The sequence below is a fragment of the Rhizobacter sp. genome, from assembly GCF_031412495.1.
Lineage (GTDB): Bacteria > Pseudomonadota > Gammaproteobacteria > Burkholderiales > Burkholderiaceae_C > Schlegelella_A.
This window is the reverse complement of the sequence record NZ_JANODC010000196.1, coordinates 1-23,853: the sequence shown is the minus strand read 5'-3', so window position 1 is coordinate 23,853 and position 23,853 is coordinate 1. Positions and strand designations below refer to the sequence as shown.

Below are 23,853 nucleotides of genomic sequence, written 5' to 3'. Positions count from 1 at the left end.
CGCATCGAAAGGAACGACCATGGCCTTCCAACCCGACCGCCGCCACTGCCTTCGCCTCGGCGCCGCGGGCGCCGCCGCCCTCGCCTTCCCCGCATGGGGCGCCTGGCCCGACAAACCGATCCGCATCGTCGTGACCTTCGCCGCCGGCGGCGCCAGCGACATCGTCGCGCGCGTGATCGGCGAGCAGCTCGCCAGGAAGCTGGGTCAGGCGGTGATCGTCGACAACCGGCCCGGCGCCGGCGGCAGCGTCGGCGGCAGCAACGTCGCGCAGTCGCCGCCCGACGGCTACACCCTGATGCTGTCGAACTCGACGCCGGTCTCGATCGGGCCGTTCGCGCTCGAGAAGCAACCGTACGACCCGATCAACGACTTCACCCACATCGCCTCCATCGGCTCGGCGCCGTGCGTGGTGATGGCTAACCCGGCCGCCGGCATCAACACCATCATCGACCTAGAGAACGCGGCCAAGAAGAGCGGGGCCATGCAGTACGGATCGGGCGGGCCGGCATCGATCGGCCACATCTACGGCGAGCTCATGAACCGGGCCATGGGCATCAGGATGACGCACGTGCCGTACCGCGGCGGCGCGCCCATGACCACCGACCTGATCTCCGGCGTGATCCCGGTCGGCATCGATGTCATCACCGCCTTCGTGCCTTTCTTCAAGACGGGGCAGATCCGGCCCCTCGCGGTGACGTCGGCGCAGCGCTCGCCGCTGGCGCCCGACGTGCCGACCGTGGGCGAGTTCGGCCACGGCAAGCTGGTCCTCGACAACTTCTTCGGCCTGTCCGGCCCGGCGAAGATGCCGGGCGATCTGGTCACGCGCCTGAACGCCGCCACCAACGAGGTGCTGGCCCAGCCGGAGATCAGGAAGCGCCTGCTCGAGCTCGGCGTCACCACGACGCCGGGCACGCCGGCCGACTTCACCGGCTTCGTCCGCAACCAGGTCAACGCGCTCGCGCCGGTCGTCAGGACCGTGCGCGTCACGCTCTGAGCCCATGGCGACGCTGGACGCATCCCCATCGAGCCCGCCGGAGCGGCTCAGCCTCGGCCGGCTCGGCTCCGCCGCGCAGGCCGAGTTCGTCGAGTTGCTGCGCGGCACCTACGAGCACTCGCCGTGGGTGGCCGAGCGAGCCTGGGCGCGGCGCCCGTTCGCCAGCCTCGCGGCCCTGAAGCGGGCGCTGGCGGCGACCGTCGCCGAGGCCACCCGAGAGGAGCGGCTGGCCCTGCTGCGCCAGCACCCCGAGCTCGCCGGCAAGGCGATGGTGGCCAGGACATTGACGCGCGAGTCGGCGCACGAGCAAGGCAAGGCCGGCCTGTCGCAGTGCACGCCCGACGAGTTCGAGACCCTGCAGCGCCTCAACCGCGCCTACAACGACAAGTTCGGCTTTCCCTTCATGCTGGCCGTGCGCGGCCCGCGCGGCACGGGGCTCGACAAGGCGCAGATCATGGCGACCTTCGAGCGTCGACTCGAGAACCACCCGGACTTCGAGTTCGAGGAGGCGCTGCGCAACGTGCACCGCGTCGCCGAGCTGCGCCTGGACGACCGCTTCGGCCACGAGCCGGTGCTGGGCCACCAGGTCTGGGACTGGGCCGAGCGGCTCGCAGAGCACTCCGACCCCGGCTACCGCGAGCAGGAGCAGCTCACCGTCACCTACCTGACCGAGGCGCACCGGGCCTGCGCCGCGCAGCTGACCGAGTGGATGCGCGCCTGCGGCTTCGACGAGGTCTCGACCGACGCGGTCGGCAACGTGGTCGGCGTCTACCGCGCAGCGCGCGACGACGCGAAGGCCCTGCTCACCGGCTCCCATTTCGACACCGTGCGCAACGCCGGCCGGTACGACGGCCGGCTCGGCATCCTGGTGCCGATGGTCTGCGTGCGCGAGCTGCACCGGGCCGGCCGGCGGCTGCCCTTCGCGATCGAGCTGGTCGCCTTCGCCGAGGAGGAAGGGCAGCGCTTCAAGGCGGCCTTTCTCGCCTCGGGCGCGCTCGTCGGCCAGTTCGACCCGGCCTGGCTCGACCAGCGCGATGCCGACGGCGTCAGCATGCGCGAGGCGATGCGCGCGGCCGGCTTGCCGGCGACGATGGAAGCGATCGCGTCGCTGCGCCGCGACCCGGCGCGCTACCTGGGCTTCGTCGAGGTGCACATCGAGCAGGGGCCGGTGCTGAACGAGAAGGGCCTGCCGCTCGGCGTCGTCACCTCGATCAACGGCAGCGTCCGTTCCTCGGGCGAGGTGCGCGGCATGGCCAGCCACGCCGGCACGACGCCGATGGCGAGCCGCCGCGACGCCGCCGTCGCCGTGGCCGAGCTCGCGCTCTTTCTCGAGCAGCGTGCCGCGGCAGCGCCGAACCTGGTCGGCACGATGGGCATGCTCGACGTGCCCGGCGGCTCGATCAACGTCGTCCCCGGCCGCTGCCGCTTCAGCCTCGACATCCGCGCCACCACCGACGCGGTGCGCGACGCCTGCACCGCCGACGTCCTGGCCGAGCTGCAGGCAATCTGCCGCCGCCGCGGCGTCAGCGCCTCGGTCGAGGAGACGATGCGCGTCGCGGCATCGCCCTCGGCGCCCGAGTGGCAGGCGCGCTGGGAGCGCGCCGTCGAGGCCGCCGGCCTGCCGGTGCACCGGATGCCGAGCGGCGCCGGCCACGACGCGATGAAGCTGGGCGACGCGATGCCGCAGGCGATGCTCTTCGTGCGCGGCGAGAACGCCGGCATCAGCCACAACCCGCTCGAGTCGACGACGGCCGACGACATGCAGCTGGCGATCGAGGCCTTCGCCCACGTGCTCGAGCAGCTCGCGAGCGAGGCCCGGCCATGAGCGACGTCAGCGCCGCATATGACCGGCTTGACGCCTGGATCGATGCCCACTTCGACGAGGAGGTGCGCTTCCTGCAGGCCCTCGTGCGCGTGCCGACCGACACCCCGCCCGGGAACAACGCGGCGCACGCCGAACACACGGCGGAGCTGCTGCGCGCCTTCGACTTCGCGGTCGAGGCCCACCCGGTCCCGAAGCACGAGGTCGAGGCGCAGGGGCTCGCCTCCATCACCAACCTGATCGTTCGCCGCCGCTACGGCACCGCCGACGCGACCGGGCCGACCATCGCCCTCAACGCGCACGGCGACGTCGTGCCGCCCGGCGAAGGCTGGTCGCACGACCCGTACGGCGGCGTCCTCGTGGATGGCCGGCTGTACGGCCGCGCCGCCGCCGTCAGCAAGAGCGACTTCGCGACCTACGCCTTCGCCGTGCGCGCCCTCGAGTCGCTCGGCGCGCCGCTCGCCGGCGGCGTCGAGCTGCACTTCACCTACGACGAGGAGTTCGGCGGCGAGCTGGGGCCCGGCTGGCTCCTGAAGCATGGGCTGACCCGGCCCGACCTGGTCATCGCCGCCGGCTTTTCCTACCAGGTGATCACGGCGCACAACGGCTGCCTGCAGCTCGAGGTGACGGTGCACGGGAAGATGGCGCACGCGGCGATCCCGTCGACCGGCGTCGACGCGCTTCACGGCGCGGTCGCGATCCTGAGCGCGCTCTACGCGCAGAACGATGTCTATCGCGGCATCCGCTCGCGGGTCGAGGGCATCACCCACCCGTACCTCAATGTCGGCCGCATCGAGGGCGGCACCAACACCAACGTCGTCCCCGGCAAGGTCGTCTTCAAGCTCGACCGGCGCATGATCCCGGAAGAGGACCCGACCGAGGTCGAGGCTTCCCTGCGCGAGCTCATCGCCAGCACCGCCGCCGGCCTGCCGGGAATCCGCGTCGTCGTCCGGCGCATCCTGCTGGCCCGGGCGCTGCAGCCGCTGCCCGGCAACGCCGCCCTGGTGGCGGCCTTGCAGCGGCACGGCGAGGCGGTGCTGGGCGAGCCCGTCCCCGTCTCCGGGACGCCGCTCTACACCGACGTGCGGCTGTACGGCGAAGCCGGCGTGCCGGCCGCGATCTACGGGGCCGGGCCGCGTACCGTACTCGAATCCAACGCCAAGCGGGCCGACGAGCATCTCGTCCTCGAGGACCTGCGCCGGGCGACGAAAGTGGTGGCGCGCACCCTTTTCGACCTCCTTGCGCCAAAGCCGGTCGCCTGAGCGGCGGACTTCGGGTTCATCTTGGTGCACAAACGCCACGACTCGCGCACAGAATTTGCATTCCCTCCCGCGATGCACCGCTGCCGCGGTTCCCTCGTTTTTTCCCGGAGTCCCCGATGCCCCTGAACCTGCCCCGCCGCGCCCTGCTCGGCTCGCTTGCCCTCCTCGCCGGAGCGTTCGCGCTGCCCGCCCACGCGCAGGAGACGCCGATCAAGTTCCAGCTCGACTGGCGCTTCGAGGGCCCGGGCGCGCTGTTCCTCGTGCCTGTCAGCAAGGGCTACTTCAAGGCCGAGAAGCTGAACGTGACGGTCGACGCCGGCAACGGCTCGGGCGGCACGGTGACCCGCGTCGCCTCGGGCGCCTACGACATGGGCTTCGCCGACATGGCCGCGCTGATGGAGTTCCAGGCCAACAACCCGACGGCGCCGAGCAAGCCGATCGCGGTGATGATGGTCTACAACAACACGCCGGCGGCGGTGCTGGCGCTCAAGAAGTCGGGCATCCGGACGCCTGCCGACCTCAACGGCAAGAAGCTCGGCGCCCCCGTCTTCGACGCCGGCCGCAAGTCCTGGCCGATCTTCGCCAAGGCCAATTCGATCGGCGCCGTCAACTGGACCGCGATGGACCCGACGCTGCGCGAGACGATGCTGGTGCGCGGCGACGTCGACGCGATCACGGGCTTTTCCTTCACCTCGCTGCTCAACATCGAGGCGCGCGGCGTCAAGGCCGACGAGGTCGTCGTGCTTCCCTACCCCGACCACGGCGTGAAGCTGTACGGCAACGCCATCATCGTCGGCGAGGAGTTCCTCAAGAAGAACCCCGAGGCGGTGAAGGCCTTCCTGCGCGCCTTCACCAAGGGCACGAAGGACGTGATCGCCGACCCGAAGGGCGCAATCGCGATCCTCAAGCAGCGCGACGGGATCATTAACGAGGAGCTCGAGCTGCGTCGCCTGAAGCTCGCCCTCGACGCCACCGTGCTGACCGCCGACGCCCGCGCCGAAGGGTTCGGAGCGATCAGCGCGCCGCGTCTCAGCCTGATGAGCAGCCAGGTCTCGGACGCGTTCGCGACCAAGGATCGGATCAAGCCCGAGGCGGTCTGGAACGGCAACTTCCTGCCCGCGGCGGGCGAGCGCAACATCTTCGCCACGATGAAGAAGTGACGGCCTTCGTCGACTTCGACGGCGCCTGGCTGGCCTACAACGACGAGCTGCTCGCCGCCGGGCGGTACGCCGTCGAGGACATCACGCTGCAGGTCGGGGTCGGCGAGTTCATCGCCATCGTCGGCCCCTCGGGCTGCGGCAAGTCGACCTTCATGAAGCTGGCGACGGGCCTGAAGATGGCGTCGAAAGGCAGCATCCGCATCGACGGCCAGCCGGTCGCCGGCCCGCTCAAGATCACCGGCATGGCATTCCAGTCCTCCTCGCTGCTGCCGTGGCGGACGACGCTGGACAACGTGCTGCTGCCGCTCGAGATCGTCGAGCCGCATCGCTCGCTGTTCAAGCAGCGCCGCGCCGACTACGTCGAGAAGGCGCGCCGCCTGCTGCAGAGCGTGGGCCTGGGGGGCTACGAGGACAAGTTCCCGTGGGAGCTCTCCGGCGGCATGCAGCAGCGCGCGTCGATCTGCCGCGCCCTCATCCACGAGCCGAAGATGCTGCTCCTCGACGAGCCCTTCGGCGCCCTCGACGCGTTCACCCGCGAGGACCTCTGGTGCATCCTGCGCGACCTGCAGGCCACGGCCAGGTTCAACGTCATCCTCGTCACGCACGACCTGCGCGAGGCGACCTTCCTCGCCGACACCGTCTACGTCATGAGCCGCAGCCCGGGCCGCATCGTCGCCCGCCGCGAGATCGAGCTGCCGCGGCCGCGCGAGCTCGAGCTGACCTACACCAAGGAATTCACCGACATCGTCCACGAGCTGCGCGAGCACATCGGCGCGATCAGGAAGCCCGTGCTTCCGGTCGCCGCGCCATGACGGCGGCCTCGGCGCGGGCAAGGCGCGAGCGCTGGGCGCCCTGGCTGCTGCTGGCGATCGTGCTGGTGCTGTGGGAGGCGATCTGCCGCGGCTTCTCCGTCTCGGAATTCATCTTCCCGAGCCCGTCGCGCATCGTCCAGCAGCTGTGGGAGTTCCGCGGCGTCATCGCCATGCACGCGTGGCGGACGTTCTGGGTGACGATGGTCGGCTTCGGCCTGTCGATCGTCGTCGGCACGATGCTGGGCTTCCTGATCGGCAGCTCGCGCATGGCCTATGCGGCGATGTACCCGCTGATGACCGGCTTCAACGCGATCCCGAAGGCGGCCTTCGTGCCGATCCTCGTGGTCTGGTTCGGCATCGGCGTCGGGCCCGCGGTGCTCACTGCGTTCCTGATCTCGTTCTTCCCGATCACCGTCAACATCGCGACCGGCCTGGCCACGCTCGAGCCCGAGCTCGAGGACGTGCTGCGCGTGCTCGGCGCCAAGCGCTGGGACGTGCTCGTCAAGGTCGGCCTGCCGCGCTCGATGCCCTACTTCTACGCCTCGCTCAAGGTCGCGATCACGCTCGCCTTCGTCGGCACCACCGTCTCCGAGATGAGCGCAGCCAACGAAGGCATCGGCTACCTGCTGATGGCCGCCGGCTCGTCGATGCAGATGGGCCTGGCGTTCGCCGGGCTGGTGGTCATCGGCGTCATGGCGATGGTCATGTACGAGCTGTTCGCGGTGATCGAGCGCCGCACCACCGGCTGGGCGCACCGCAGCTCCACCGCATGACCACGACCTTGACGACGCCCCCTTCTTCCCCACCGGCCAGCGCCGACCGCGTCGAGCCGACGCCGGCCCAGGTGCTGGCGATGCTCGAGCGAGCCCAGGCCCTGGCCGGCCGGGCCATGCAGGCCGGGCACCACCCGTTCGGCGCGCTGCTCATGGCCGCCGACCACGAAACGGTGCTGCTCGAGCAGGGCAACGTCGACAGCGTCAACCATGCCGAGGCGGTGCTGGCACGGCGCGCCGCCGAGCGCTTTCCGCCGGCGCAGCTGTGGGCCTGCACTCTGGTGACGACGGTCGAGCCCTGCGCCATGTGCGCCGGCACGCAGTACTGGGCGCACATCGGCCGCACCGTCTTCGGCATCGAGGAGAAGACGCTGCTCTCGCTCACCGGCAACCATGCCGAGAACCCGACCCTCGACCTGCCCTGCCGGCACGTGTTCGCGCGCGGCCAGAAGGACGTCCGCGTGATCGGCCCGGTGCGCGAGCTCGCCGAGCCGATCGCCGCCCTGCACCGGCGCTACTGGCGCGCCCGCTGAGCGTCGCGCGCGGCTGCGCGCGCCCGGCTCAGGGGGGCAGCGCCAGGTCGGCCCAGACGCGCATCTGCACCGTCTCGAGCGCGCCGTAGTTCGAGATGAACGCCACGTCGGCGGCGTCGCGCCCGTAGGCGAGGACGACGCGGCCGCCGCGCGGCTCGGCCTGGGTCGCATCGAAGGTGTACCAGCGCCCGCCGACCCACGCCTCGAACCAGGCGTGCAGGTCCATCGGCTCGAGCCCGAGCAGGTAGCCCACGACCATCCGGGCCGGGATCTTGAGGCTGCGCACCAGCGCGATGCCGACGTGGGCGAAGTCGCGGCAGACGCCGGACCGGCCGGCCAGCGTGTCGGCGGCATCGGTGCTGGAGTCGCTAACGCCGTAGCGGTACTCGACGTTGGCCTTGATCCAGGCCCGGATCGCCTCGACCTGGTCGTAGCCTGGCGTCGCGTTGCCGACGATCGCCCAGGCCTCCGATTCGAGCGTGTCGGACGGACAGTAGCGGCTCGGCAGGAGGTACTGCAGGGTGTCGTCGGGCAGCTGTTGCACCGGGATCCAGCCGGCCTGCGGCGCCACTGCGAGCTCGGCTTCGGTCTCCACCGTCGCTTCGACCCGGATCCGCGTGTCGCCGGCGGGAACGACCATGCGCTGGCAAAGATTGCCGAAGGGGTCGACATGCTCGGTCGTCGGCAGCCAGGGGTCGAAGATGTAGGTCTCGCTCGATAGCCACTGCGCCAGGCCGCTGCGCGGGCGCAGCATCGCCACGATGGGGCACTGCGACGGCGTGCGCACCGTGATCTCGCAACCGACGTGAAGCTTCATCTCGTCGTTTCCTCCGGCGAGTCGACGTGCTCCGACCGGAAGCCGAGCCCGAGCACGCGCGCGAAGAGCCGCTGCAGGGCCGGCAGCGCGGTCAGCACGCGCAGCGGGATCGGCACCTCGAGCCCGGCGTCCTCGCCGCTGACGACCGGTGCCAGCACGTTGCTCTGGATCTGCACCTGCAAGGCCTGGGTCGCGCGGGTCGGAAAGAGGCGACGCCGGCGGACGAGGTCCAGGTCGTCGTCCTCGACGCGGCCGTCGCGCAGCTTCACGGCCAGGGCGTTCGCCGTCGCCACGGCGTCCTGGATGGCAAGGTTGATGCCGACGCCGCCGACCGGGGACATCGCGTGGGCGGCGTCGCCGATGCAGAGCAGGCCCGGCGTCGACCAGCGCGTCAGCCGGTCGACGCGCACCGAGAGGAGCTTGACGTCCTCCCAAGAGGCGATGTCGCCGATGTGCGCGGCGAGGATGGGCGCGGCCTGGGCCACGTCGGCGCGGAAGGCGTCGAGCCCGCGTGCGCGCAGGGCGTCGGCGCCGCCCTTGGCGATGACGAAGGCGCACTGCCAGTAGTCGCCGCGGTCGATGGTCACGACGAGCCGACCGGGCGTGATACGGGCCAGCGTGTCGTCGAAGTCGTCGGGATCGCGGGCGACGCGAAACCACATCACGTCGATCGGCGCCCCGACGTCTTCCAGCGGCAGCCCGGCGGCCTGGCGCACGGTCGAGTGACGGCCATCGCAGCCGACGGTGAGCGGTGCGCGCACCTCGAACGGGCCGTCGTCGTCACTGCCGCGGACGCCGACGACGCGGCCGCCTTCCTCGATCAGCGCCTCGACCGAGGCGCGCATGCGCACCGTGAGCTGCGGCAGCGGCCGGCCGGCATCGGCAAGGAAGTCGAGGAAGTCCCACTGCGGCATGAAGGCGATGAAGGCGTAGCGCTCGGGCAGGCCGCTGAAGTCGGCGAGCCGCAACGCCCGGTCGCCGAACAGGCCGCCGATGCGGCGCAGCTTCTGGTGCGGCAGAGTCAGGAAGGCGTCGAGCAGGCCGAGCTCGTCGATCACGCGCAGGGTCGACGGATGGACGGTGTCGCCGCGGAAGTCGCGCAGGAAGTCGCCGTGCTTCTCGAGCACCACCGTCCGGACACCGGCACGGGCGAGCAGGAAGCCGAGCATCATCCCCGCCGGCCCGCCTCCGGCGATGCAGCACTGCGTGGTCACGGTGCGCTCGTTCGGCATCGTCACGGCTGCTCCTCGCGCGCCTAGCGCCTGGCCGCCGTGCGGAGCCGGCGCTCGTGCGTGGCGAGCTCGCGGAAGGCGACGACCGGGCGGCCGCGGTAGGCGGCGTAGTCGGCGATGAAATCGGCGGTGGTCTCGTAGGGTCCGGCGATGTGCCCCGGCCGCTTCGAGTCGGCGAAGAACCAGCGCTTGCCGTCCTGGCGGTAGCTCGCCAGCCAGTGCCGGCGCAGCGTGTTGCCGGCGACGGTGACCGGGGCGAACTCGATCATCAGGAACGACGGCGCCGTGTCGGGCGCGATGCGCCCCAGGGTGTCGACGGCGAAGCGGGCGAGGTCGACGCAGACCCCGCTCGGCGCGGCGTAGAACGCGTCCGCCGGCGGGACGGCAGCGTCCCGCTGCGGCTGCGCTGCGTCTCCGACAGGATCATGGCGCGCGCCAGGCTGTACTCGAATCGCGCCTCGATCCATGCGTTCACGTCGGCCGGCGTTCGCCAGGTCTGCAGCGCCTCGGCGTAGGTTCCGAACTCGCTCGCCGGGCGATGCGCGAGCGGCCGGCGCCGCACGGGCGCGTCGGATGCCGGATCGGCGAGCTCCGGCATGCTGCTGCAGCCGGCGAGCAGGGCCAGGGCGATCGCGGCGAACCGGTGCGGCCTCATGCCTGGATTGTCACCCTCGGTGGCCGCCGGCCAGCGGCTTGCTGAGGTGGCGCGAGCCGGCCAGCGCGAAACGCCAGGGCACGTCGCGCGACTTGCTGATGCCGATGCGCGGGCCCTCGACCACCTCGACCGACGCGTCCGCGCAGGCGATGACTTGGAACGGCTTGCGATCGAGGCGGCAGCCGTCGAGCTCGCGGGTCACGCCGAGCGCCTGGCAGAGCCGCCCCGGCCCGGCGCAGAGCAGGCTATCGGCGACCGGTCCGCGCCGCTCGCGCATGCGCTCGATGCCGGCGCTCGGCTCGAGCGCGCGCAGCAGGACGCCGGCGCCGTGCCCGGCCGGCATGCAGACGAAGTTCAGGCACCAGTGGATCCCGTAGGACCGGTAGACGTAGGCGCGGCCAGGCGGGCCGAACATGGCGGCGTTGCGTGCGGTGTGCCCGGCGAAACTGTGCGACGCCGGGTCGGACTGATCGTAGGCTTCGGTCTCGACGATGGTGCCGCCGACCCCGTCGACGAAGACGCTGGCGCCGATCAGGGCGCGCGCCACCTCGGCCGGCGGGGCGTCGAAGTCGAGTTGCATCGATCGAGGATACGAGAGCGCGTCGCGGCGGCGGCGCGAGGATCGGGCGACCCGGTCCGCCGATAGAATCCGCCCCTTCGCCGACGCCACCCGAACGTGTCCGACCGCCGCAAGGTCCTGCCCCAATACCTGTTGCCCAAGCGCGGCCTGACGGCGTTCGCCGGCCGCGTCGCCTCGCGCGAGCGCGGCGCGACGACGACGCGGCTGGTGCGCTGGTTCGTGGCCAAGTACGGCGTCGACATGAGCGAGGCGGCGGTCTCGGACATCGCGTCCTACGCCAGCTTCAACGACTTCTTCACGCGCGCGCTCAAGCCGGGGGCGCGGCCGATCGCCGAGGCAGACCTGATCTGCCCGGTCGACGGGACGATCAGCCAGTTCGGTCGCATCGAGCGCGACCAGATCGTCCAGGCCAAGGGCCACCGCTACTCGACCACGGCGCTGGTCGGCGGCGACGTCGACCTGGCGCAGCGCTTCCACGACGGCAGCTTCGCGACGCTCTACCTGAGCCCGAAGGACTACCACCGCATCCACATGCCGTGCGACGGCACGCTGACGCGGATGATCCACGTGCCCGGCGCGCTGTTCTCGGTCAACCCGGTGACCGCCCGCGGCGTCCCCGGGCTCTTCGCCCGCAACGAGCGCGTCGTCTGCGTCTTCGACTCGCCCGGCCTGGGCAGCTTCGTCCTCACCCTCGTCGGCGCGACCATCGTCGGCAGCATGGCCACGGTGTGGCACGGGCCGGTCAACGCCTCCCGCGTCTCGCGCGTGCGCGAGTGGCACTACGGCGACGGCAGCATCCGCCTGAAGCAGGGCGAGGAGATGGGCCGCTTCATGCTCGGCTCGACCGTGGTGCTGCTGTTCCCGCGCAGCGACCTGGCCTTCAACCCGGCCTGGGCGCCGGGCGGCCCGGTCCGCCTCGGCGAGGCCATGGCCCGGCTGCCGGCGCGCGCCGCCACCTAGGCGCTAGGCAGGCTCTTCCAGCTCGCGCAGGTCGGTGCCGCGAGTCTCCGGACCGTGCCGCAGCACCAGCCCGAGCGACAGCACGATCGGCACGAGGACGAGCACGGCGGCCCAGCCGAGCCCGGGCACGAGCCCGAGCAGGCTGAGGAACTGCGCCGCCAGCCCACCGGCCTTGGTGCACGCGGCGATCCAGCCGGTGGCCCGGCCGCGGATGCGCAGCGGGTAGCTCTCGGCGGCGTACGGCAGGAGCATCGCGATCAGCCCGTTGACGCCGATGATCAGCACCGCGACCGGCAGGACCGGGCTGGCATCGGCCGGCGACGCCCACTCGAGGTGGACGAGGCCGAGCAGGCCGGCGCCGGTGAGCGCGATCGAGGCGGCGAGCGCGCCCTTGCTGCTCCAGGCGCTGTAGATCCAGGCGGCGACGAAGACCGTCGGCACGGCGATCAGCGCCGAGGCGGCGAGCAGGCTGCTCGACAGGGCCATGCTGTAGCCCTTGGCGACCAGGTGCGCCGGCATCCACAGGAGCAGGCCGAAGTTGATCAGGCCCCAGGCGACGGCGGCGATGCTGAGCGCCCAGGTGCGCGGACCCAGGTCGAGTGCCGCGCCGAACGCCGGCCCGGCCTTCTCCACGGCGACCGCAGCGCCCTCGCTCACCGTGCAGCCGAAGCTGCGCAGCACCGCGTGCGCTTCGGCGACCCGGCCGAGGGCCATCAGGAACTTCGGCGACTCGGGGATGTAGGCGCAGAGGAAGACGAGGACCAGACCGGTCGGCAGGTTCAGGAACCAGAGGATGCGCCAGCCGAAGTGCGGCAGCAGCCAGGCGGCGAGCGCGCTCGCGGCGAGGTAACCGCCGACGGCGCCCAGGCCGCCGACGAGCACGAGCGCCCAGCCGCGCTGCTTGGACGGCATCGTCTCGGCGAGAAGCGCGTAGGTGACCGGCAGCATGCCGCCCGCCGCCGCACCCATCAGGAAGCACATGCCGACGTTCCATTCCAGCATCGGCATCGAGCCGCAGATCGAGGTGCCGACGAAGATCACCGCCGACAGCAGGATCGAGGCGCGGCGTCCGTACAGGTCGGCGAGCCAGCCCCAGAGCACCGAGCCCACGACCGTGCCGCACAGGGCCGAGAACGGGAGCCAGGCGACCACCGCGGCCGAGACCGCGTACTCGGTGCGCATGCCGGGAACGACGAAACCGAGGCTGGCCGGCTTCATCACGTCGATGACCAGGGCGACCGTGAGGACGACCATCAGGCGCCAGTGCGCCGGGCCGAGCGGCGCGTCCTCGGGCGCGCTGACCGTCAGCTCGGGCTCGGCCGCCGCTCCGGCGACCGGCCTTCTCGGCAGGAGCCCGTAGCCGGCCACGACGATGCCGGCGACGATGAGGGCCATGCCCCAGATCATCTCGGCATCGATGGGCATGTCGGCGAGCCGGAAGCCGTTGTCCCTGCCCATCCAGAACATCGGCAGGTGCAGGGCCACGCCCAGCGTCACCGCCAGGCAGCCGCCGGCGAAGGCCCAGAAATGGCGCCGGTCGGCGAGAACCGGGGCGACGCTCGCAGCGCTCAGCTTCATGCAGTCATCCCGTCATCCATACAGGCGGCACGGCAGGCGCACGTGGCCGCGAAAGCGCACCCGCCGGGCCCGCACCGCTGCTCCCGCGAGCTCGTAGCGCGGAAAGCGCTCGAGGAAGCGGTGCATCGCGACCCGCCCTTCGAGGCGTGCCAGGCCCATGCCGACGCACTGGTGGATGCCGGAGCCGAAGGCGACGTGCCGGTTCGGCGTACGACCGATGTCGAGCCGGTCGGGGTCGGGGAACTGCGCCGGGTCGCGGTTGGCCGCGCCGATGCACAGCGTCACCTGCGTCCGCGGCGCCAGCGCGACGCCGCCGATCGCGGTGGCCGTGGTCGTGATCCGGTTGCCGAGCTGGTTCGAGCTCTCTATGCGCAGGAACTCCTCGACCGCCGTGCGCAGAAGCGCCGGGTCGTCGCGCAGGCGCTCCTTCTCGGCCGGTGCGTCGAGCAGGCACTTGAGGCCGTTGCCGATCAGGTTGGTCGTCGTCTCGTGGCCGGCGTTGAGAAGGAAGATGCAGTTGTGCAGCAGCTCCCGCGCGGACAGCTTCTCGCCGCCGGCCTCGCCCTCGATGAGGCGGGTCAGCACGTCGAGCTCGGGGTCGCCGGGCGCAGCGCGGCGGCGCCCGACGAGCCCCTCGAGGTAGGCGAGGAAGGCGGTGACCGCGGCATTGCCGGCGTCGTGCTGGGCCGGGGTCAGCGCCGGCTCGAGCGCGCCGAGGATGGCCAGCGACCAGTCGCGCAGCGGCGCCCGCTCGGCGACGGGCACGTCGAGCAGGTTGCCGATCACCTCAACCGGGATGGCGCTGGCGAAGCTCTCGATCAGGTCGATCTCGGCGCCGGCCCCGCACGCGGCCATCGCGTCGAGAAGGTGGTCGACGCGCTCGACCAGGCGCGCTTCCATGGCCGCGATGTGCTTCGGCGTGAGCGCCCCCGCGATCAGGCGGCGCACCCGCGTGTGCAGCGGCGGGTCGTTGAAGACGAGGCTCGTGGTGTGGTGCTCGTACAGCGGCGTCGCCCCGTACTTCGGGAAGAACTCCTCGCGCTTGTCGGAGCTGAAGGTGGCGACGTCCTTGTAGACGGCGACGACGTCGGCGTAGCGGGTGAGGAAGACGCTGCCGTCCGGCATGCGCCTGACCGGCTCGTGCTCGCGCAGGGCCCGGTAGGTCGGGAACGGGTCGTCGTAGAAGGCGTCGGGCAGGCGCTTGAGGTCGAAGCGGGCGGCGACGTCGGCGGGAGCGGCTGACACGGGCGCCAGTCTAGGGCGAGCCCGGTGGCCGAGGGCGGGCGGGCTCGCGGTCGAGGCCCGCCGTTTGCCACGCGAGGAGAGTTCCGGACTTTTCGAGACGCCGTGGCCGACCTGGACGACACCTCCGCCGCACCGCCGCCCGACCCTCCTCCAGGCGGGCCCGCGCCGAGCGCCGATCGCGCAGGCCGTCCCGCCCACGCGGCGGCCGCGGCGCCGCTCTGGAAGCGCCTGGCCGGTGGGGCCGCCATCGTCGGCGTGGTCGGGCTCTGCGGTGCGCTGGGCTTCTACGCTGGCACGCCGGGACGCGGCGAATCGGCGGTGGCCGGCGCTTCGCCCGTTTCCGTCGCCGCCACCCGTGCCGACTTCGGCGCCACGGCGGCACCGGCCAGCGTCCGCGAGCTGGCCGACTGGGTCGTGGCCAACCGGGACCATGGCCAGCGCACCTTTGCCATCGTCGACAAATCGAACCCGGCGGTTTACGTGTTCGGGCCCGAGGGACGGCTCGTCGGCAAGGCGCCGGCGCTCGTCGGTCTGGCCGTCGGCGACGACACGGTCCCCGGCATCGGCACGCGGCCGATCGATCAGGTCCGCCCGCACGAGCGCACCACGCCGGCGGGGCGCTTCGTCGCCGCGCCGGGCCAGAACACGACCGGCGAGGAGGTGATCTGGGTCGACTACGACGCCGCCGTCTCGATGCACAGCGTGCGCGCCCTCGTCGCCGAGGAGCGCCGGCTCGAACGCCTGGCCTCGCCGATCCCCGCCGAACACCGGATCTCCTACGGCTGCATCAACCTGCCGCACGAGTTCTTCAGGAGCGTGGCCCAGCCGGCCTTCGCGCAGGCCGGCGGCATCATCTACGTGCTGCCCGAGACGCGCCCCTGGCAGACGATCGTCGCCTCGGCGGCGCGCTGAGCGCGCCGCAGCCGAGCGGGTCGCCCGCTGTGCCTAGAGCCAGCGGGCCCGCTTGAAGCGCCACCAGACGAAACCGCAGGCGCCGGCGATGATGGCCAGCGCCGCCGGGTAGCCCCACTTCAGCTTCAGCTCGGGCATGGCCTCGAAGTTCATGCCCCAGATGCCGGCGAAGGCGGTCGCCACGGCGAAGATCCCGGCCCACGCCGCGAGGCGCTTGGTGATCTCCGACTCCTCGATCGTGACGATCGAGAGGTTGACCTGGATCGCGGTGCCGATCGTGTCGCGCAACGCATCCAGCGAGGCGTTGCAGCGGGTCAGGTGATCGAAGACGTCGCGGAAATACTCGCGATTGCCGGCGCAGACCTGCGGCACCCGGCCGCTCACCAGCCTGGCGACGCCCTCCAGCAGCGGCGATACGGCGTGCTTGACGGTGCCGATCTTCTGCTTGAGCACGTAGAGACGCTGGATGTTCGTGCGGCCGAGCCCGGGCTCGAAGATGCCCGACTCGATGGCCTCAAGCTCGATCTCGAGGGCGTCGATGATGGGGAAGTAGCGGTCGACGACGGCGTCCATCAGCGCGTAGAAGACGAAGGCCGAGCCGTGCCGCAGCAGCTGCGGCTCCCGCTCGGCGCGTGCGCGCACGCCGAGGAAGCCTTCCAGCATGCCGTTGCGCACCGACAGCACGAAGTTGGGGCCGACGAAGATGTTGAGCTCGCCGACCGTGATCTCCTCGGCCGCCAGCGCCACCGTGTGCAGGACGGCGAAGAGCGTCTCGCCGTACTCCTCGATCTTCGGACGCTGGTGGCCGTGCCGCGCGTCTTCCACCGCCAGCTCGTGCAGCCCGAACTCGTGCTGCATGGTCGCCAGCTCCTCGGGCGTGGCGTCCTTGAGGGCGACCCAGACGAAGCAGTCGGGCCGGGCCAGGTACTCGCTGATGTCCTCGACCGGGCACTCCGCCAGCTTCCGGCCGTTCTCGTAGGCCACGCAGTTGATGAGCATCGATCGATTTTAGGGATCGAGACCGGCGCCGAGGTGCGGCCCGCGCACATCGTGTTACGCCCCGGTGCCGCTTCGGGCGTTAGTTCACAGACGGCTACGGGTGCCCGTCGATAAGATGACCGTCCCCCGTCGTGCGCACTGCCGTGAGCGGTGCGTTGCGCGCGCCGGCTGCCCCGCCATGAGCCCCCTCCACCGCCTCGTCCGCCTGCTCGCCGCCACGCTGGTCGGAGCGGCCCTGCTCGGCGGCTGCTCGACGGCCGGCCTGCTGCTCACAGCGGCAGGGATCGCCACCGACACCAGTATCTCGTGGGAGATCGCCAAGCACGTCCACGGCAAGCTGACCGAGAACGACCCCACCCCCTGCGTCCTCCTGAACAGCGTCCAGCGCGCCGTCAACCCGCGCTGCGAGTTCGTGCCGGGAAGCATCCGCGCGATCGACCTGGCCAGCACCGGGCTGCAGGACTGCCCGCTTGCCATCGCGACCAGGGACCCGCGACTGTGGCCGGCGCTGCCGGAGCTGCTCGACAAGGGCGCGCGACCCGAGCGCTGCTCCCGCTCCCCCCTCGTCGAGCTCGCCCAGGCGGACGCCTGCCCGGATTTCGGCGTCGCGTCGGCGGCCACGCTGCGCGCCTTCACCGTGCTCGCCGAAACCGACCCGCGCGCCGTCCGCCACGACGTGTTCCGCATGCTCGGCTGTCCCGCCGCGCGGGCCGCGGGGCTCGACGCCGTGCTGACCCGGTGGCTCGACAAGGGCGCGCTGCAGCCGGGAACGCTGTCGTTCAGCCCGCTCGGTGCACTGCACCCGGACCTGCTCGTCGGCCGCTTCGGACGGGAGCTCGAGGTCGCGGGCCATCTCCCCGAGGCGGCGCTCGATGCCTACGACGGGACGCTGACCAGCGGCTTCGAGGAAGCCCTGCGCACGAGCCACTGGAGCGCGCTCGAGTGGTGGCTGTACCGGGTGCCGCGACTGGCCAGCCTCGCGCCTCCGTCGCGCGGCGGGCAGCTCGCCTGGGTGCCCCTGCAACGCGTCCTGCTGCCGGGCTTTCTGGCCGACGCTGCGACGCAGCGCGACATGGTCCTGTTCCTGATGGCACGCGGCGCCGACCCGCGCAACAAGCTGCCGTTCGATCCGGCGCGCACCGTCATCGGCTACGCCGCGGCGATGAAGAGCCCGATGCTGGCGGTTCTCGATCCGCCCGCGTCGGCGCCGACGCTCCCGCTGCGCCAGGCGGCGCGTTCCGACCCCGACCAGTCGTCGCGCTGAGCCCTCAGTCGGCAGCGAAGACGTAGGGCCCGCCGCGCTCGAGCGCCTTGCGGTAGGCCGGCCTGGCGTGGATCTTCTTCAGGAATGCCATGAGTCGCGGCCGGCTCGCGTTCAGTCCGGCCCGCTGCGCCGACGCCTCCACGGGAAAGCTCATCTGAATGTCGGCGGCACTGAACTCGGGCCCGGCGAACCATTCGCTGCGGCCGAGCTCGGCCTCCATGAAGTCGAGGTGCCGCCGGAGGTTGGGCTCGATCGTCAGCGCCTTCACCTTGCGGGCGATGCCCCTGGCGATCGGCTTGACGAAGAACGGCATCGGCCCCGACTCGATCCGGTCGAAGATCAGCTTGAGCAGCAGCGGCGGCATCGCCGAGCCTTCGGCGAAGTGGAGCCAGTACTGGAAGCGCCGCCGCTCCGGCGTGCCGGCCGGCGGCACCAGCCTGCCCGCGCCGTAGCGCTCGAGCAGGTACTCGACGATGGCGCCCGTCTCGGCGACGGTGATGTCGCCGTCGGTGATCACCGGCGACTTGCCCAGCGGGTGCACCAGCAGCAGCTCGGGCGGCGCCAGCATCGTCTTCGCGTCGCGCTGGTACTTGCGAACCTCGTACGTGACGCCGAGCTCCTCGAGCAGCCAGAGGACGCGCTGCGAGCGCGAGTTGTTGAGATGGTGGACGGTGATCATGACGGGCCGCTGCAGGGTGTCGGTGCCTCGATTGTGGCTGCCGCCCACAGGCCGGGCGCTCTATAGTCGCGCCGGCTCCGTGCAGGCACGGGGCCGTCCATCCCTCCGAAAAGCAGACGAGGACACCATGGCAACGTATGGCAAGAAGGCGTCGGACAAGGTCGAGGAAGCGATGCACGAGCGCAAGCGCGGCTCGCTCAGGAGCGGCGGCTCGGGCAAGAAGGTGACGAGCCGCAAGCAGGCGATCGCGATCGGCTTGGCGGAGGCGCGTCGCGAAGGCGGCAAGGTGCCGGCGAAGAAGACGGCTGCGAAGAAGTCCGCAGCGAAGAAGACGCCGGTTAGGAAGACCGCGGCGAAGAAGACCGCGGCGAAGAAGACGCCGGCCAAGAGGGCAGCCGCGAAGAAGTCGGGCTAGCCGCTAGATCGACATCATCCGGCGCACGCCGTCGGCGGCCATGTCGGCGCCCCGGCCGCGGTGCACGATCTCGCCACGCTCCATGACGATGTAGCGGTCGGCGAGCTCGGCGGCGAAGTCGTAGTACTGCTCGACCAGGACGATCGCCATCCGCTTCGCCTGCCCGCCCACCGTCAGGCCCCTGTCGGCGAGGCGGCGAATGACGCGGCCGATGTCCTTGATGATCGAAGGCTGGATGCCTTCGGTGGGCTCGTCGAGCACGAGCAGGCTCGGCGCCGCGGCCAGGGCGCGGGCGATCGCGAGCTGCTGCTGCTGCCCGCCGGACAGGTCGCCGCCGCGCCGGTGCAGCATCGCCTTCAGCACCGGGAACAGCTCGAACAGCTCGTCGGGCAACGGGGTGCTGCCCGGCTTGTAGGCCAGGCCCATCTCCAGGTTTTCCTTGACCGTGAGCCGGCCGAAGATCTCCCGGCCCTGCGGCACGTAGCCGATGCCGCGGCGGGCCCGCTCGTAGGGCGTCGAGCGGGTGATGTCGGCGCCGGCGAAGGTGACGCTGCCCGAGCGCACCGGCACCACGCCCATGAGGCTCTTCAGCAGCGTCGTCTTGCCGACGCCGTTGCGGCCGAGCACCACGGTCACCTCGCCCGCGTGCGCTTCGAAGGAGAGGTTGCGCAGGATGTGCGAGCCACCGTAGTACTGGTCGATGCCGGCCACGGCCAGCAGCCGGTCAGCGGCCAAGGTACACCTCGACCACCTTCTCGTCGGCCTGCACCTGAGCCAGCGATCCTTCGGCCAGGACGCTGCCCTCATGCAGGACGGTCACCTTCTTGGCCGGATTGGCATGCGTGAGGGCGTGGATGAACTTCATGTCGTGCTCGACGACGACCAGCGAGTGGCTGCCTTCGAGCGAGAGGAAGAGCTCGGCGGTGCGCTCGGTCTCCTCGTCGGTCATGCCGGCGACCGGCTCGTCGAGGAGGAGCAGCTTCGGGTCCTGGATCAGCAGCATGCCGATCTCCAGCCACTGCTTCTGCCCGTGCGAGAGCAGCCCGGCGGTGCGCTGCGCCTCGGCCTTCAGGTGGATCAGCGTCAGCGTCTCGCCGATGCGGTCGAGCTGCGCGCCCGACAGCCGGAACAGCATCGAGGCGCGCACGCCGCGGTCGGCCTTCAAGGCCAGCTCGAGGTTCTCGAACACCGACAGGTGCTCGAACACGGTGGGCTTCTGGAACTTGCGGCCGACGCCGGCCGAGGCGATCTCGTTCTCGCGCATGCGCAGGAGGTCGATCGTCGAGCCGAAGAAGGCCTTGCCCGCGTCGGGCCGGGTCTTGCCGGTGATGACGTCCATCATCGTCGTCTTGCCGGCGCCGTTCGGTCCGATGATGCAGCGCAGCTCGCCGGTGTCGATGCTGAGCGACAGCGCGTTCAGGGCCTTGAAGCCGTCGAAGCTGACGGTGATGTCGTCGAGGTAGAGGATGGCGCCATGGCGGACGTCGAGCTGGCCGGGGTGGCCGACGCTCGCATAGCTCGTCTCGCGGCCGCCCGAGCGGCCGGCCCCGGCCGTGGCGGCGCGGCTCGCTGCGGCGCGTCGCGCCTTCGCACCGGCCCGCATCAGGTCGGGCGTCATCGCGTCGCCTCTTCCCGGCCGCGGGCCCGGCGCAGGCGGGCCAGTGCGCCGTTGGGGCCGCGCACCAGGCCGACGATGCCGTTCGGCAGGAACAGCGTGACCGCAATGAACATCGCGCCCAGGACATAGAGCCAGAACTCGGGGAAGACCTGGGTGAACCAGCTCTTCGCCCCGTTGACGAAGAAGGCGCCGACGATCGGCCCGACCAGCGTGCCGCGGCCGCCCACCGCGGCCCAGATGGCGATCTCGATCGAGGCCGCCGGCGACATCTCGCCCGGGTTGATGATGCCGACCTGCGGCACGAAAAGCGCCCCGGCGATGCCGCACATCACCGCCGAGATCACCCAGATGGCGAGCTTGTAGCGCAGCGGGTCGTAGCCGGTGAACATGACGCGCGACTCGGCGTCGCGGATGGCCTGCAGGACGCGGCCGAACTTGCTGCTCACGAGCCATCGGGCGAGCAGGAAGAAGCCGACGAGGACGCAGCCGGTCAGCACGAACAGCGCCATCCGCATCGTCGGCGTGGCGATGGGCATGCCGAGGATCCGCTTGAAGTCGGTGAAGCCGTTGTTGCCGCCGAAGCCGGTCTCGTTGCGGAAGAAGAGCAGCATCGTCGCGAAGGTCATCGCCTGCGTGATGATCGAGAAGTAGACGCCCTTGATCCGCGATCTGAAGGCGAAGAAGCCGAACACGAAGGCGAGCAGTCCGGGCACCAGGACGACGAGCGCCAGCGTGGCGATGAACGAATCCGAGAGCGCCCAGTGCCAGGGCAAGGCCTTCCAGTCGAGGAAGACCATGAAGTCGGGCAGCTCGGAGCGGTAGTTGCCGTCGCGGCCGATCTGCCGCATCAGGTACATGCCCATGGCGTAGCCGCCGAGGGCGAAGAAGACGCCGTGGCCGAGCGAAAGGATGCCGGTGTAGCCCCAGATGAGGTCCATGGCCAGGGCACAGATGGCGTAGCACATGATCTTGGCGATCAGCTGCACGCCGTAGTCGGAGAGATGGAAGGCGCTCGTCGCCGGCACGGCGAGGTTGAGGACCGGGACGAGGACGGTCACGACGAGCAGGGCAAGGACCACGCCCAGCCGACGCCGCCCCGATTTCTCATCCTGAGAGGAGCGAAGGATCTCCTCGTCGGCCGCGCGAGATCCTTCGCTTCGCTCAGGATGACGAAGGGGCGGCCCGCCCAGCACCGCGCTCATGCCTCGGCGCTCCGGCCCTTCATCGCGAAGATGCCCTGCGGCCGCTTCTGGATGAAGATGACGATGAAGACCAGGACCATGATCTTGGCGAGCACCGCGCCCTGCCAGCCTTCGAGCAGCTTGTTGAGGATGCCCAGGCCGAGCGCGGCGTAGACGGTGCCGGCGAGCTGGCCGACCCCGCCCAGCACCACGACCATGAACGAATCGACGATGTAGGACTGGCCGAGGTCCGGCCCGACGTTGCCGACCTGCGACAAGGCGCAGCCGGCGAGCCCGGCGATGCCGGAGCCGAGGGCGAAGGCGTAGGTGTCGATGCGCGCGGTGTTCACGCCCATGCAGGCGGCCATCTTCCGGTTCTGCGTGACGCCGCGAACGAAGAGGCCGAGCCGCGTGCGGGCGATGAGCAGCGCCACGGCGAGGAGGACGAGCGCAGCGAAGGCGACGATGGCGATCCGGTTGAAGGGCAGCGTCAGGTTGCTCATCGCCTCGATGCCGCCGGACAGCCACGAGGGGTTCTCGACCGGCACGTTCTGCGCCCCGAACAGCGAGCGCACGGCCTGCTGCAGGACCAGGCTGATGCCCCAGGTGGCGAGCAGCGTCTCCAGCGGGCGGCCGTAGAGCCAGCGGATGATGCTGCGCTCGAGGCCGGCACCGACCAGTGCGGCGGCGAGGAACGAGACGGGGATCGCGACCAGCACGTAGGCGTCGAACATGCCGGGGAACCAGGCCCGGAAGACGTTCTGCACGACGTAGGTCGCGTAGGCGCCGATCATCATCAGCTCGCCGTGCGCCATGTTGATGACGCCCATCAGGCCGTAGGTGATGGCCAGGCCGAGGGCGACGAGCAGCAGGATCGAGCCCAGGCTGACGCCGGTCAGCAGCACGCCGAGGCGCTCGCCCCAGGCCAGGCGCGACTCGAGGTTGCCGAGGGCGAGCTGCAGCTGGCCGCGCACTTCGTCGTCGGGCTCGACGCCGGGCTTCAGGCGCTCGAGCAGGAGGGTCTTGACGCTCGGCTCGCGGCTGGCGCCGAGCAGCCGGGCCGCTTCGAGGCGCTTGCCGCGGTCGGCCGTCGAGACGAGGATGGCTGCGCGCAGCAAACCGATCTGCGCCTTGAGCGACGCGTCGGTCTCGGCCTGGTAGGCCTTCTCGACGAGGGGCAGCTTCGCCTCGTCGGTCTGGTCCTTCAGCTCGCGCAGGGCGAGCACCCGCTCCTTCGCGTCGGGCGAGAAGAGCTTCAGCGCCGCGATGGCGCCCTCGATCTCGCGGCGCAGGCGGTTGCTGTTGACGACTTCCTCGGCCTCGGCCGGGAGCACCGCGGCGGCGCCGGTGGCGGCGTCGCGGGCCTTCTCGCCGTCGACGACGAACACCGCCTCGCCGGCCACCCTGACCTTGCCTTCGAGCAGGTCGCGGAAGAACGCGGGCACGGCCGGATCGCCGCTCGCCGCTGCGGCGGCGATGGCCGCGGCACGCGCGTCGTTGTCGCCGATCGCCATGCCGCGCACCTGCTCGACCGTGAGGGCGAAGGACGCCTGCGCGAGCAGCCAGCACGCCAGGCCGACAGCCCACGTCCTTGTCATCCTGAGCAAAGCGAAGGATCCCATCATCGGCAGCGCTCGAGATCCTTCGCTTCGCTCAGGATGACGTTCGAAGGCGCGAGGCGCCTCCGAACGTCACTTCTTCTCGGGCTCGTCCTTCTTCTTGTCGTTGCCCTCGATGTACGGGCTCCACGGCTTGGCCTTGACCGGACCCGGCGTCTTCCACACGACGTTGAACTGGCCGTCGGCCTTGACCTCGCCGATGAAGACCGGCTTGTGCAGGTGGTGGTTCTTGGCGTCCATGGTCGCCGTGAAGCCGCCCGGCGCCTTGAAGGTCTGGCCGGCCATCGCGGCGATGACCTTGTCGGTGTCCGTGCTCTTCGCCTTCTCGACCGCCTGCTTCCACATGTGGATGCCGATGTAGGTGGCCTCCATCGGGTCGTTGGTCAGCGGCTTGTCGGCGCCCGGGAGCTTCTTCGCCTTGGCGTAGTCGGCCCACTGCTTCTTGAAGGCGTCGTTGGCCGGGTTCTTGATCGACATGAAGTAGTTCCATGCCGCCAGGTGGCCGACGAGCGGCTTGGTGTCGACGCCGCGCAGCTCTTCCTCGCCGACCGAGAAGGCGACGACGGGCACGTCGGTGGCCTTCAGGCCCTGGTTGCCGAGCTCCTTGTAGAACGGCACGTTCGAGTCGCCGTTGATGGTCGAGATCACCGCGGTCTTGCCGCCGGCCGAGAACTTCTTGACGTCGGCGACGATGGTCTGGTAGTCGCTGTGGCCGAACGGCGTGTACTTCTCGTCGATGTCGC

At 70.8% G+C, this 23,853-nt stretch carries 25 protein-coding genes; 11 read left to right on the top strand and 14 right to left on the bottom strand.

What is annotated here, in order from left to right:
* Positions 1–19 precede the first annotated feature (19 nt).
* The 7 genes from AC30N0_RS07275 (at position 20) to AC30N0_RS07245 (ending at position 7,356) form a co-directional block, all read left to right on the top strand.
* Entirely contained in the window at positions 20–994 is a 975-nt protein-coding gene (locus AC30N0_RS07275; protein ID WP_489517257.1) for a Bug family tripartite tricarboxylate transporter substrate binding protein, read from the top strand.
* A 4-nt stretch (positions 995–998) separates the two neighbouring features.
* Positions 999–2,819: a 2-oxo-4-hydroxy-4-carboxy-5-ureidoimidazoline decarboxylase gene (uraD, locus tag AC30N0_RS07270; RefSeq protein WP_489517256.1), complete on the top strand. Its 1,821-nt coding sequence runs from the start codon at positions 999–1,001 to the stop codon at positions 2,817–2,819.
* Entirely contained in the window at positions 2,816–4,078 is a 1,263-nt protein-coding gene (locus tag AC30N0_RS07265) for a M20 family metallopeptidase (protein ID WP_489517255.1), read from the top strand. Before uraD ends, AC30N0_RS07265 begins: the two co-directional genes overlap by 4 nt.
* A 116-nt stretch (positions 4,079–4,194) precedes the next feature.
* Positions 4,195–5,238: an ABC transporter substrate-binding protein gene (locus AC30N0_RS07260; RefSeq protein WP_489517254.1), complete on the top strand. Its 1,044-nt coding sequence runs from the start codon at positions 4,195–4,197 to the stop codon at positions 5,236–5,238.
* Positions 5,235–6,050, top strand: a complete 816-nt coding sequence (locus AC30N0_RS07255) for an ABC transporter ATP-binding protein (RefSeq protein WP_489517253.1) — start codon at positions 5,235–5,237, stop codon at positions 6,048–6,050. The genes AC30N0_RS07260 and AC30N0_RS07255 overlap by 4 nt, the downstream gene beginning before the upstream one ends.
* Positions 6,047–6,823, top strand: coding sequence for an ABC transporter permease (locus tag AC30N0_RS07250; protein ID WP_489517252.1), 777 nt, complete (start codon positions 6,047–6,049; stop codon positions 6,821–6,823). Before AC30N0_RS07255 ends, AC30N0_RS07250 begins: the two co-directional genes overlap by 4 nt.
* Complete coding sequence (locus AC30N0_RS07245; protein ID WP_489517251.1) at positions 6,820–7,356, top strand: deaminase; 537 nt, start codon at positions 6,820–6,822, stop codon at positions 7,354–7,356. The genes AC30N0_RS07250 and AC30N0_RS07245 overlap by 4 nt, the downstream gene beginning before the upstream one ends.
* 28 nt (positions 7,357–7,384) lie before the next feature.
* Here AC30N0_RS07245 and AC30N0_RS07240 read toward each other — a convergent pair whose 3' ends face one another.
* From AC30N0_RS07240 to AC30N0_RS07220, 5 genes are read right to left on the bottom strand one after another with little or no spacing between them, the layout of a single operon-like run.
* Positions 7,385–8,173: a transglutaminase domain-containing protein gene (locus tag AC30N0_RS07240; RefSeq protein ID WP_489517250.1), complete on the bottom strand. Its 789-nt coding sequence runs from the start codon at positions 8,171–8,173 to the stop codon at positions 7,385–7,387.
* A complete protein-coding gene (locus tag AC30N0_RS07235; RefSeq protein ID WP_489517266.1) occupies positions 8,170–9,405 on the bottom strand; it encodes an FAD-dependent oxidoreductase in 1,236 nt (411 codons plus the stop codon). The genes AC30N0_RS07240 and AC30N0_RS07235 overlap by 4 nt, the downstream gene beginning before the upstream one ends.
* A gap of 23 nt (positions 9,406–9,428) precedes the next feature.
* Positions 9,429–9,674 carry a hypothetical protein gene (locus AC30N0_RS07230; RefSeq protein ID WP_489517249.1) on the bottom strand — a complete coding sequence of 82 codons (246 nt, stop codon included), beginning with the start codon at positions 9,672–9,674 and terminating at the stop codon, positions 9,429–9,431.
* The gene (locus AC30N0_RS07225) at positions 9,674–10,060 is read right to left on the bottom strand and encodes a hypothetical protein (protein WP_489517248.1); all 387 of its coding nucleotides are present in this window, start codon (positions 10,058–10,060) and stop codon (positions 9,674–9,676) included. Before AC30N0_RS07225 ends, AC30N0_RS07230 begins: the two co-directional genes overlap by 1 nt.
* 10 nt (positions 10,061–10,070) lie before the next feature.
* The gene (locus AC30N0_RS07220) at positions 10,071–10,640 is read right to left on the bottom strand and encodes a DNA-3-methyladenine glycosylase (protein WP_489517247.1); all 570 of its coding nucleotides are present in this window, start codon (positions 10,638–10,640) and stop codon (positions 10,071–10,073) included.
* A gap of 96 nt (positions 10,641–10,736) precedes the next feature.
* Here AC30N0_RS07220 and asd point away from each other — a divergent pair, with 96 nt between their 5' ends.
* Positions 10,737–11,600 carry an archaetidylserine decarboxylase gene (asd, locus tag AC30N0_RS07215; RefSeq protein WP_489517246.1) on the top strand — a complete coding sequence of 288 codons (864 nt, stop codon included), beginning with the start codon at positions 10,737–10,739 and terminating at the stop codon, positions 11,598–11,600.
* Between the two features lie 3 nt (positions 11,601–11,603).
* On the opposite strand, the gene AC30N0_RS07210 is transcribed toward asd, so the two are convergent.
* Positions 11,604–13,178 (bottom strand): MFS transporter, encoded by a 1,575-nt coding sequence (locus tag AC30N0_RS07210; protein WP_489517245.1) that lies wholly within the window; start codon positions 13,176–13,178, stop codon positions 11,604–11,606.
* Between the two features lie 12 nt (positions 13,179–13,190).
* Positions 13,191–14,432, bottom strand: a complete 1,242-nt coding sequence (locus AC30N0_RS07205) for a cytochrome P450 (protein ID WP_489517265.1) — start codon at positions 14,430–14,432, stop codon at positions 13,191–13,193.
* A 93-nt stretch (positions 14,433–14,525) separates the two neighbouring features.
* Between AC30N0_RS07205 and AC30N0_RS07200 the strand changes: the two genes are divergently transcribed.
* A complete protein-coding gene (locus tag AC30N0_RS07200) occupies positions 14,526–15,335 on the top strand; it encodes a hypothetical protein (protein WP_489517244.1) in 810 nt (269 codons plus the stop codon).
* Positions 15,336–15,368: 33 nt separating this feature from the next.
* On the opposite strand, the gene AC30N0_RS07195 is transcribed toward AC30N0_RS07200, so the two are convergent.
* Positions 15,369–16,334: a magnesium and cobalt transport protein CorA gene (locus tag AC30N0_RS07195; RefSeq protein ID WP_489517243.1), complete on the bottom strand. Its 966-nt coding sequence runs from the start codon at positions 16,332–16,334 to the stop codon at positions 15,369–15,371.
* A 178-nt stretch (positions 16,335–16,512) separates the two neighbouring features.
* Here AC30N0_RS07195 and AC30N0_RS07190 point away from each other — a divergent pair, with 178 nt between their 5' ends.
* Positions 16,513–17,598, top strand: coding sequence for a hypothetical protein (locus AC30N0_RS07190; protein WP_489517242.1), 1,086 nt, complete (start codon positions 16,513–16,515; stop codon positions 17,596–17,598).
* Positions 17,599–17,602: 4 nt separating this feature from the next.
* On the opposite strand, the gene AC30N0_RS07185 is transcribed toward AC30N0_RS07190, so the two are convergent.
* Positions 17,603–18,277 carry a glutathione S-transferase family protein gene (locus AC30N0_RS07185; protein WP_489517241.1) on the bottom strand — a complete coding sequence of 225 codons (675 nt, stop codon included), beginning with the start codon at positions 18,275–18,277 and terminating at the stop codon, positions 17,603–17,605.
* 127 nt (positions 18,278–18,404) lie between these two features.
* On the opposite strand from AC30N0_RS07185, the gene AC30N0_RS07180 reads away from it, so the two are divergent.
* Positions 18,405–18,692: a DUF6496 domain-containing protein gene (locus AC30N0_RS07180; RefSeq protein ID WP_489517240.1), complete on the top strand. Its 288-nt coding sequence runs from the start codon at positions 18,405–18,407 to the stop codon at positions 18,690–18,692.
* Between the two features lie 3 nt (positions 18,693–18,695).
* On the opposite strand, the gene urtE is transcribed toward AC30N0_RS07180, so the two are convergent.
* From urtE to AC30N0_RS07155, 5 genes are all read right to left on the bottom strand, one after another.
* Entirely contained in the window at positions 18,696–19,412 is a 717-nt protein-coding gene (gene urtE / locus AC30N0_RS07175) for an urea ABC transporter ATP-binding subunit UrtE (protein ID WP_489517264.1), read from the bottom strand.
* A gap of 4 nt (positions 19,413–19,416) precedes the next feature.
* The gene (gene urtD / locus AC30N0_RS07170; protein WP_489517239.1) at positions 19,417–20,310 is read right to left on the bottom strand and encodes an urea ABC transporter ATP-binding protein UrtD; all 894 of its coding nucleotides are present in this window, start codon (positions 20,308–20,310) and stop codon (positions 19,417–19,419) included.
* Positions 20,307–21,389 (bottom strand): urea ABC transporter permease subunit UrtC, encoded by a 1,083-nt coding sequence (gene urtC, locus AC30N0_RS07165; protein ID WP_489517238.1) that lies wholly within the window; start codon positions 21,387–21,389, stop codon positions 20,307–20,309. The genes urtD and urtC overlap by 4 nt, the downstream gene beginning before the upstream one ends.
* Before the next feature lie 119 nt (positions 21,390–21,508).
* A complete protein-coding gene (urtB, locus tag AC30N0_RS07160; RefSeq protein ID WP_489517237.1) occupies positions 21,509–23,089 on the bottom strand; it encodes an urea ABC transporter permease subunit UrtB in 1,581 nt (526 codons plus the stop codon).
* Between the two features lie 93 nt (positions 23,090–23,182).
* Positions 23,183–23,853: transporter substrate-binding protein (locus tag AC30N0_RS07155; RefSeq protein ID WP_489517236.1), on the bottom strand; the 671-nt coding region annotated here is incomplete at its 5' end.

Bases quoted from the DNA above. Each gene is read 5' to 3' on its own strand.
- AC30N0_RS07275 (WP_489517257.1), top strand. From the start codon at position 20: ATGGCCTTCCAACCCGACCGCCGCCACTGCCTTCGCCTCGGCGCCGCG.
- uraD (WP_489517256.1), top strand. From the start codon at position 999: ATGGCGACGCTGGACGCATCCCCATCGAGCCCGCCGGAGCGGCTCAGC.
- AC30N0_RS07265 (WP_489517255.1), top strand. From the start codon at position 2,816: ATGAGCGACGTCAGCGCCGCATATGACCGGCTTGACGCCTGGATCGAT.
- AC30N0_RS07260 (WP_489517254.1), top strand. From the start codon at position 4,195: ATGCCCCTGAACCTGCCCCGCCGCGCCCTGCTCGGCTCGCTTGCCCTC.
- AC30N0_RS07250 (WP_489517252.1), top strand. From the start codon at position 6,047: ATGACGGCGGCCTCGGCGCGGGCAAGGCGCGAGCGCTGGGCGCCCTGG.
- AC30N0_RS07245 (WP_489517251.1), top strand. From the start codon at position 6,820: ATGACCACGACCTTGACGACGCCCCCTTCTTCCCCACCGGCCAGCGCC.
- AC30N0_RS07240 (WP_489517250.1), bottom strand. From the start codon at position 8,173: ATGAAGCTTCACGTCGGTTGCGAGATCACGGTGCGCACGCCGTCGCAG.
- AC30N0_RS07235 (WP_489517266.1), bottom strand. From the start codon at position 9,405: ATGCCGAACGAGCGCACCGTGACCACGCAGTGCTGCATCGCCGGAGGC.
- AC30N0_RS07230 (WP_489517249.1), bottom strand. From the start codon at position 9,674: ATGATCGAGTTCGCCCCGGTCACCGTCGCCGGCAACACGCTGCGCCGG.
- AC30N0_RS07225 (WP_489517248.1), bottom strand. From the start codon at position 10,060: ATGAGGCCGCACCGGTTCGCCGCGATCGCCCTGGCCCTGCTCGCCGGC.
- AC30N0_RS07220 (WP_489517247.1), bottom strand. From the start codon at position 10,640: ATGCAACTCGACTTCGACGCCCCGCCGGCCGAGGTGGCGCGCGCCCTG.
- AC30N0_RS07210 (WP_489517245.1), bottom strand. From the start codon at position 13,178: ATGAAGCTGAGCGCTGCGAGCGTCGCCCCGGTTCTCGCCGACCGGCGC.
- AC30N0_RS07195 (WP_489517243.1), bottom strand. From the start codon at position 16,334: ATGCTCATCAACTGCGTGGCCTACGAGAACGGCCGGAAGCTGGCGGAG.
- AC30N0_RS07190 (WP_489517242.1), top strand. From the start codon at position 16,513: ATGAGCCCCCTCCACCGCCTCGTCCGCCTGCTCGCCGCCACGCTGGTC.
- AC30N0_RS07185 (WP_489517241.1), bottom strand. From the start codon at position 18,277: ATGATCACCGTCCACCATCTCAACAACTCGCGCTCGCAGCGCGTCCTC.
- AC30N0_RS07180 (WP_489517240.1), top strand. From the start codon at position 18,405: ATGGCAACGTATGGCAAGAAGGCGTCGGACAAGGTCGAGGAAGCGATG.
- urtD (WP_489517239.1), bottom strand. From the start codon at position 20,310: ATGACGCCCGACCTGATGCGGGCCGGTGCGAAGGCGCGACGCGCCGCA.
- urtB (WP_489517237.1), bottom strand. From the start codon at position 23,089: ATGACAAGGACGTGGGCTGTCGGCCTGGCGTGCTGGCTGCTCGCGCAG.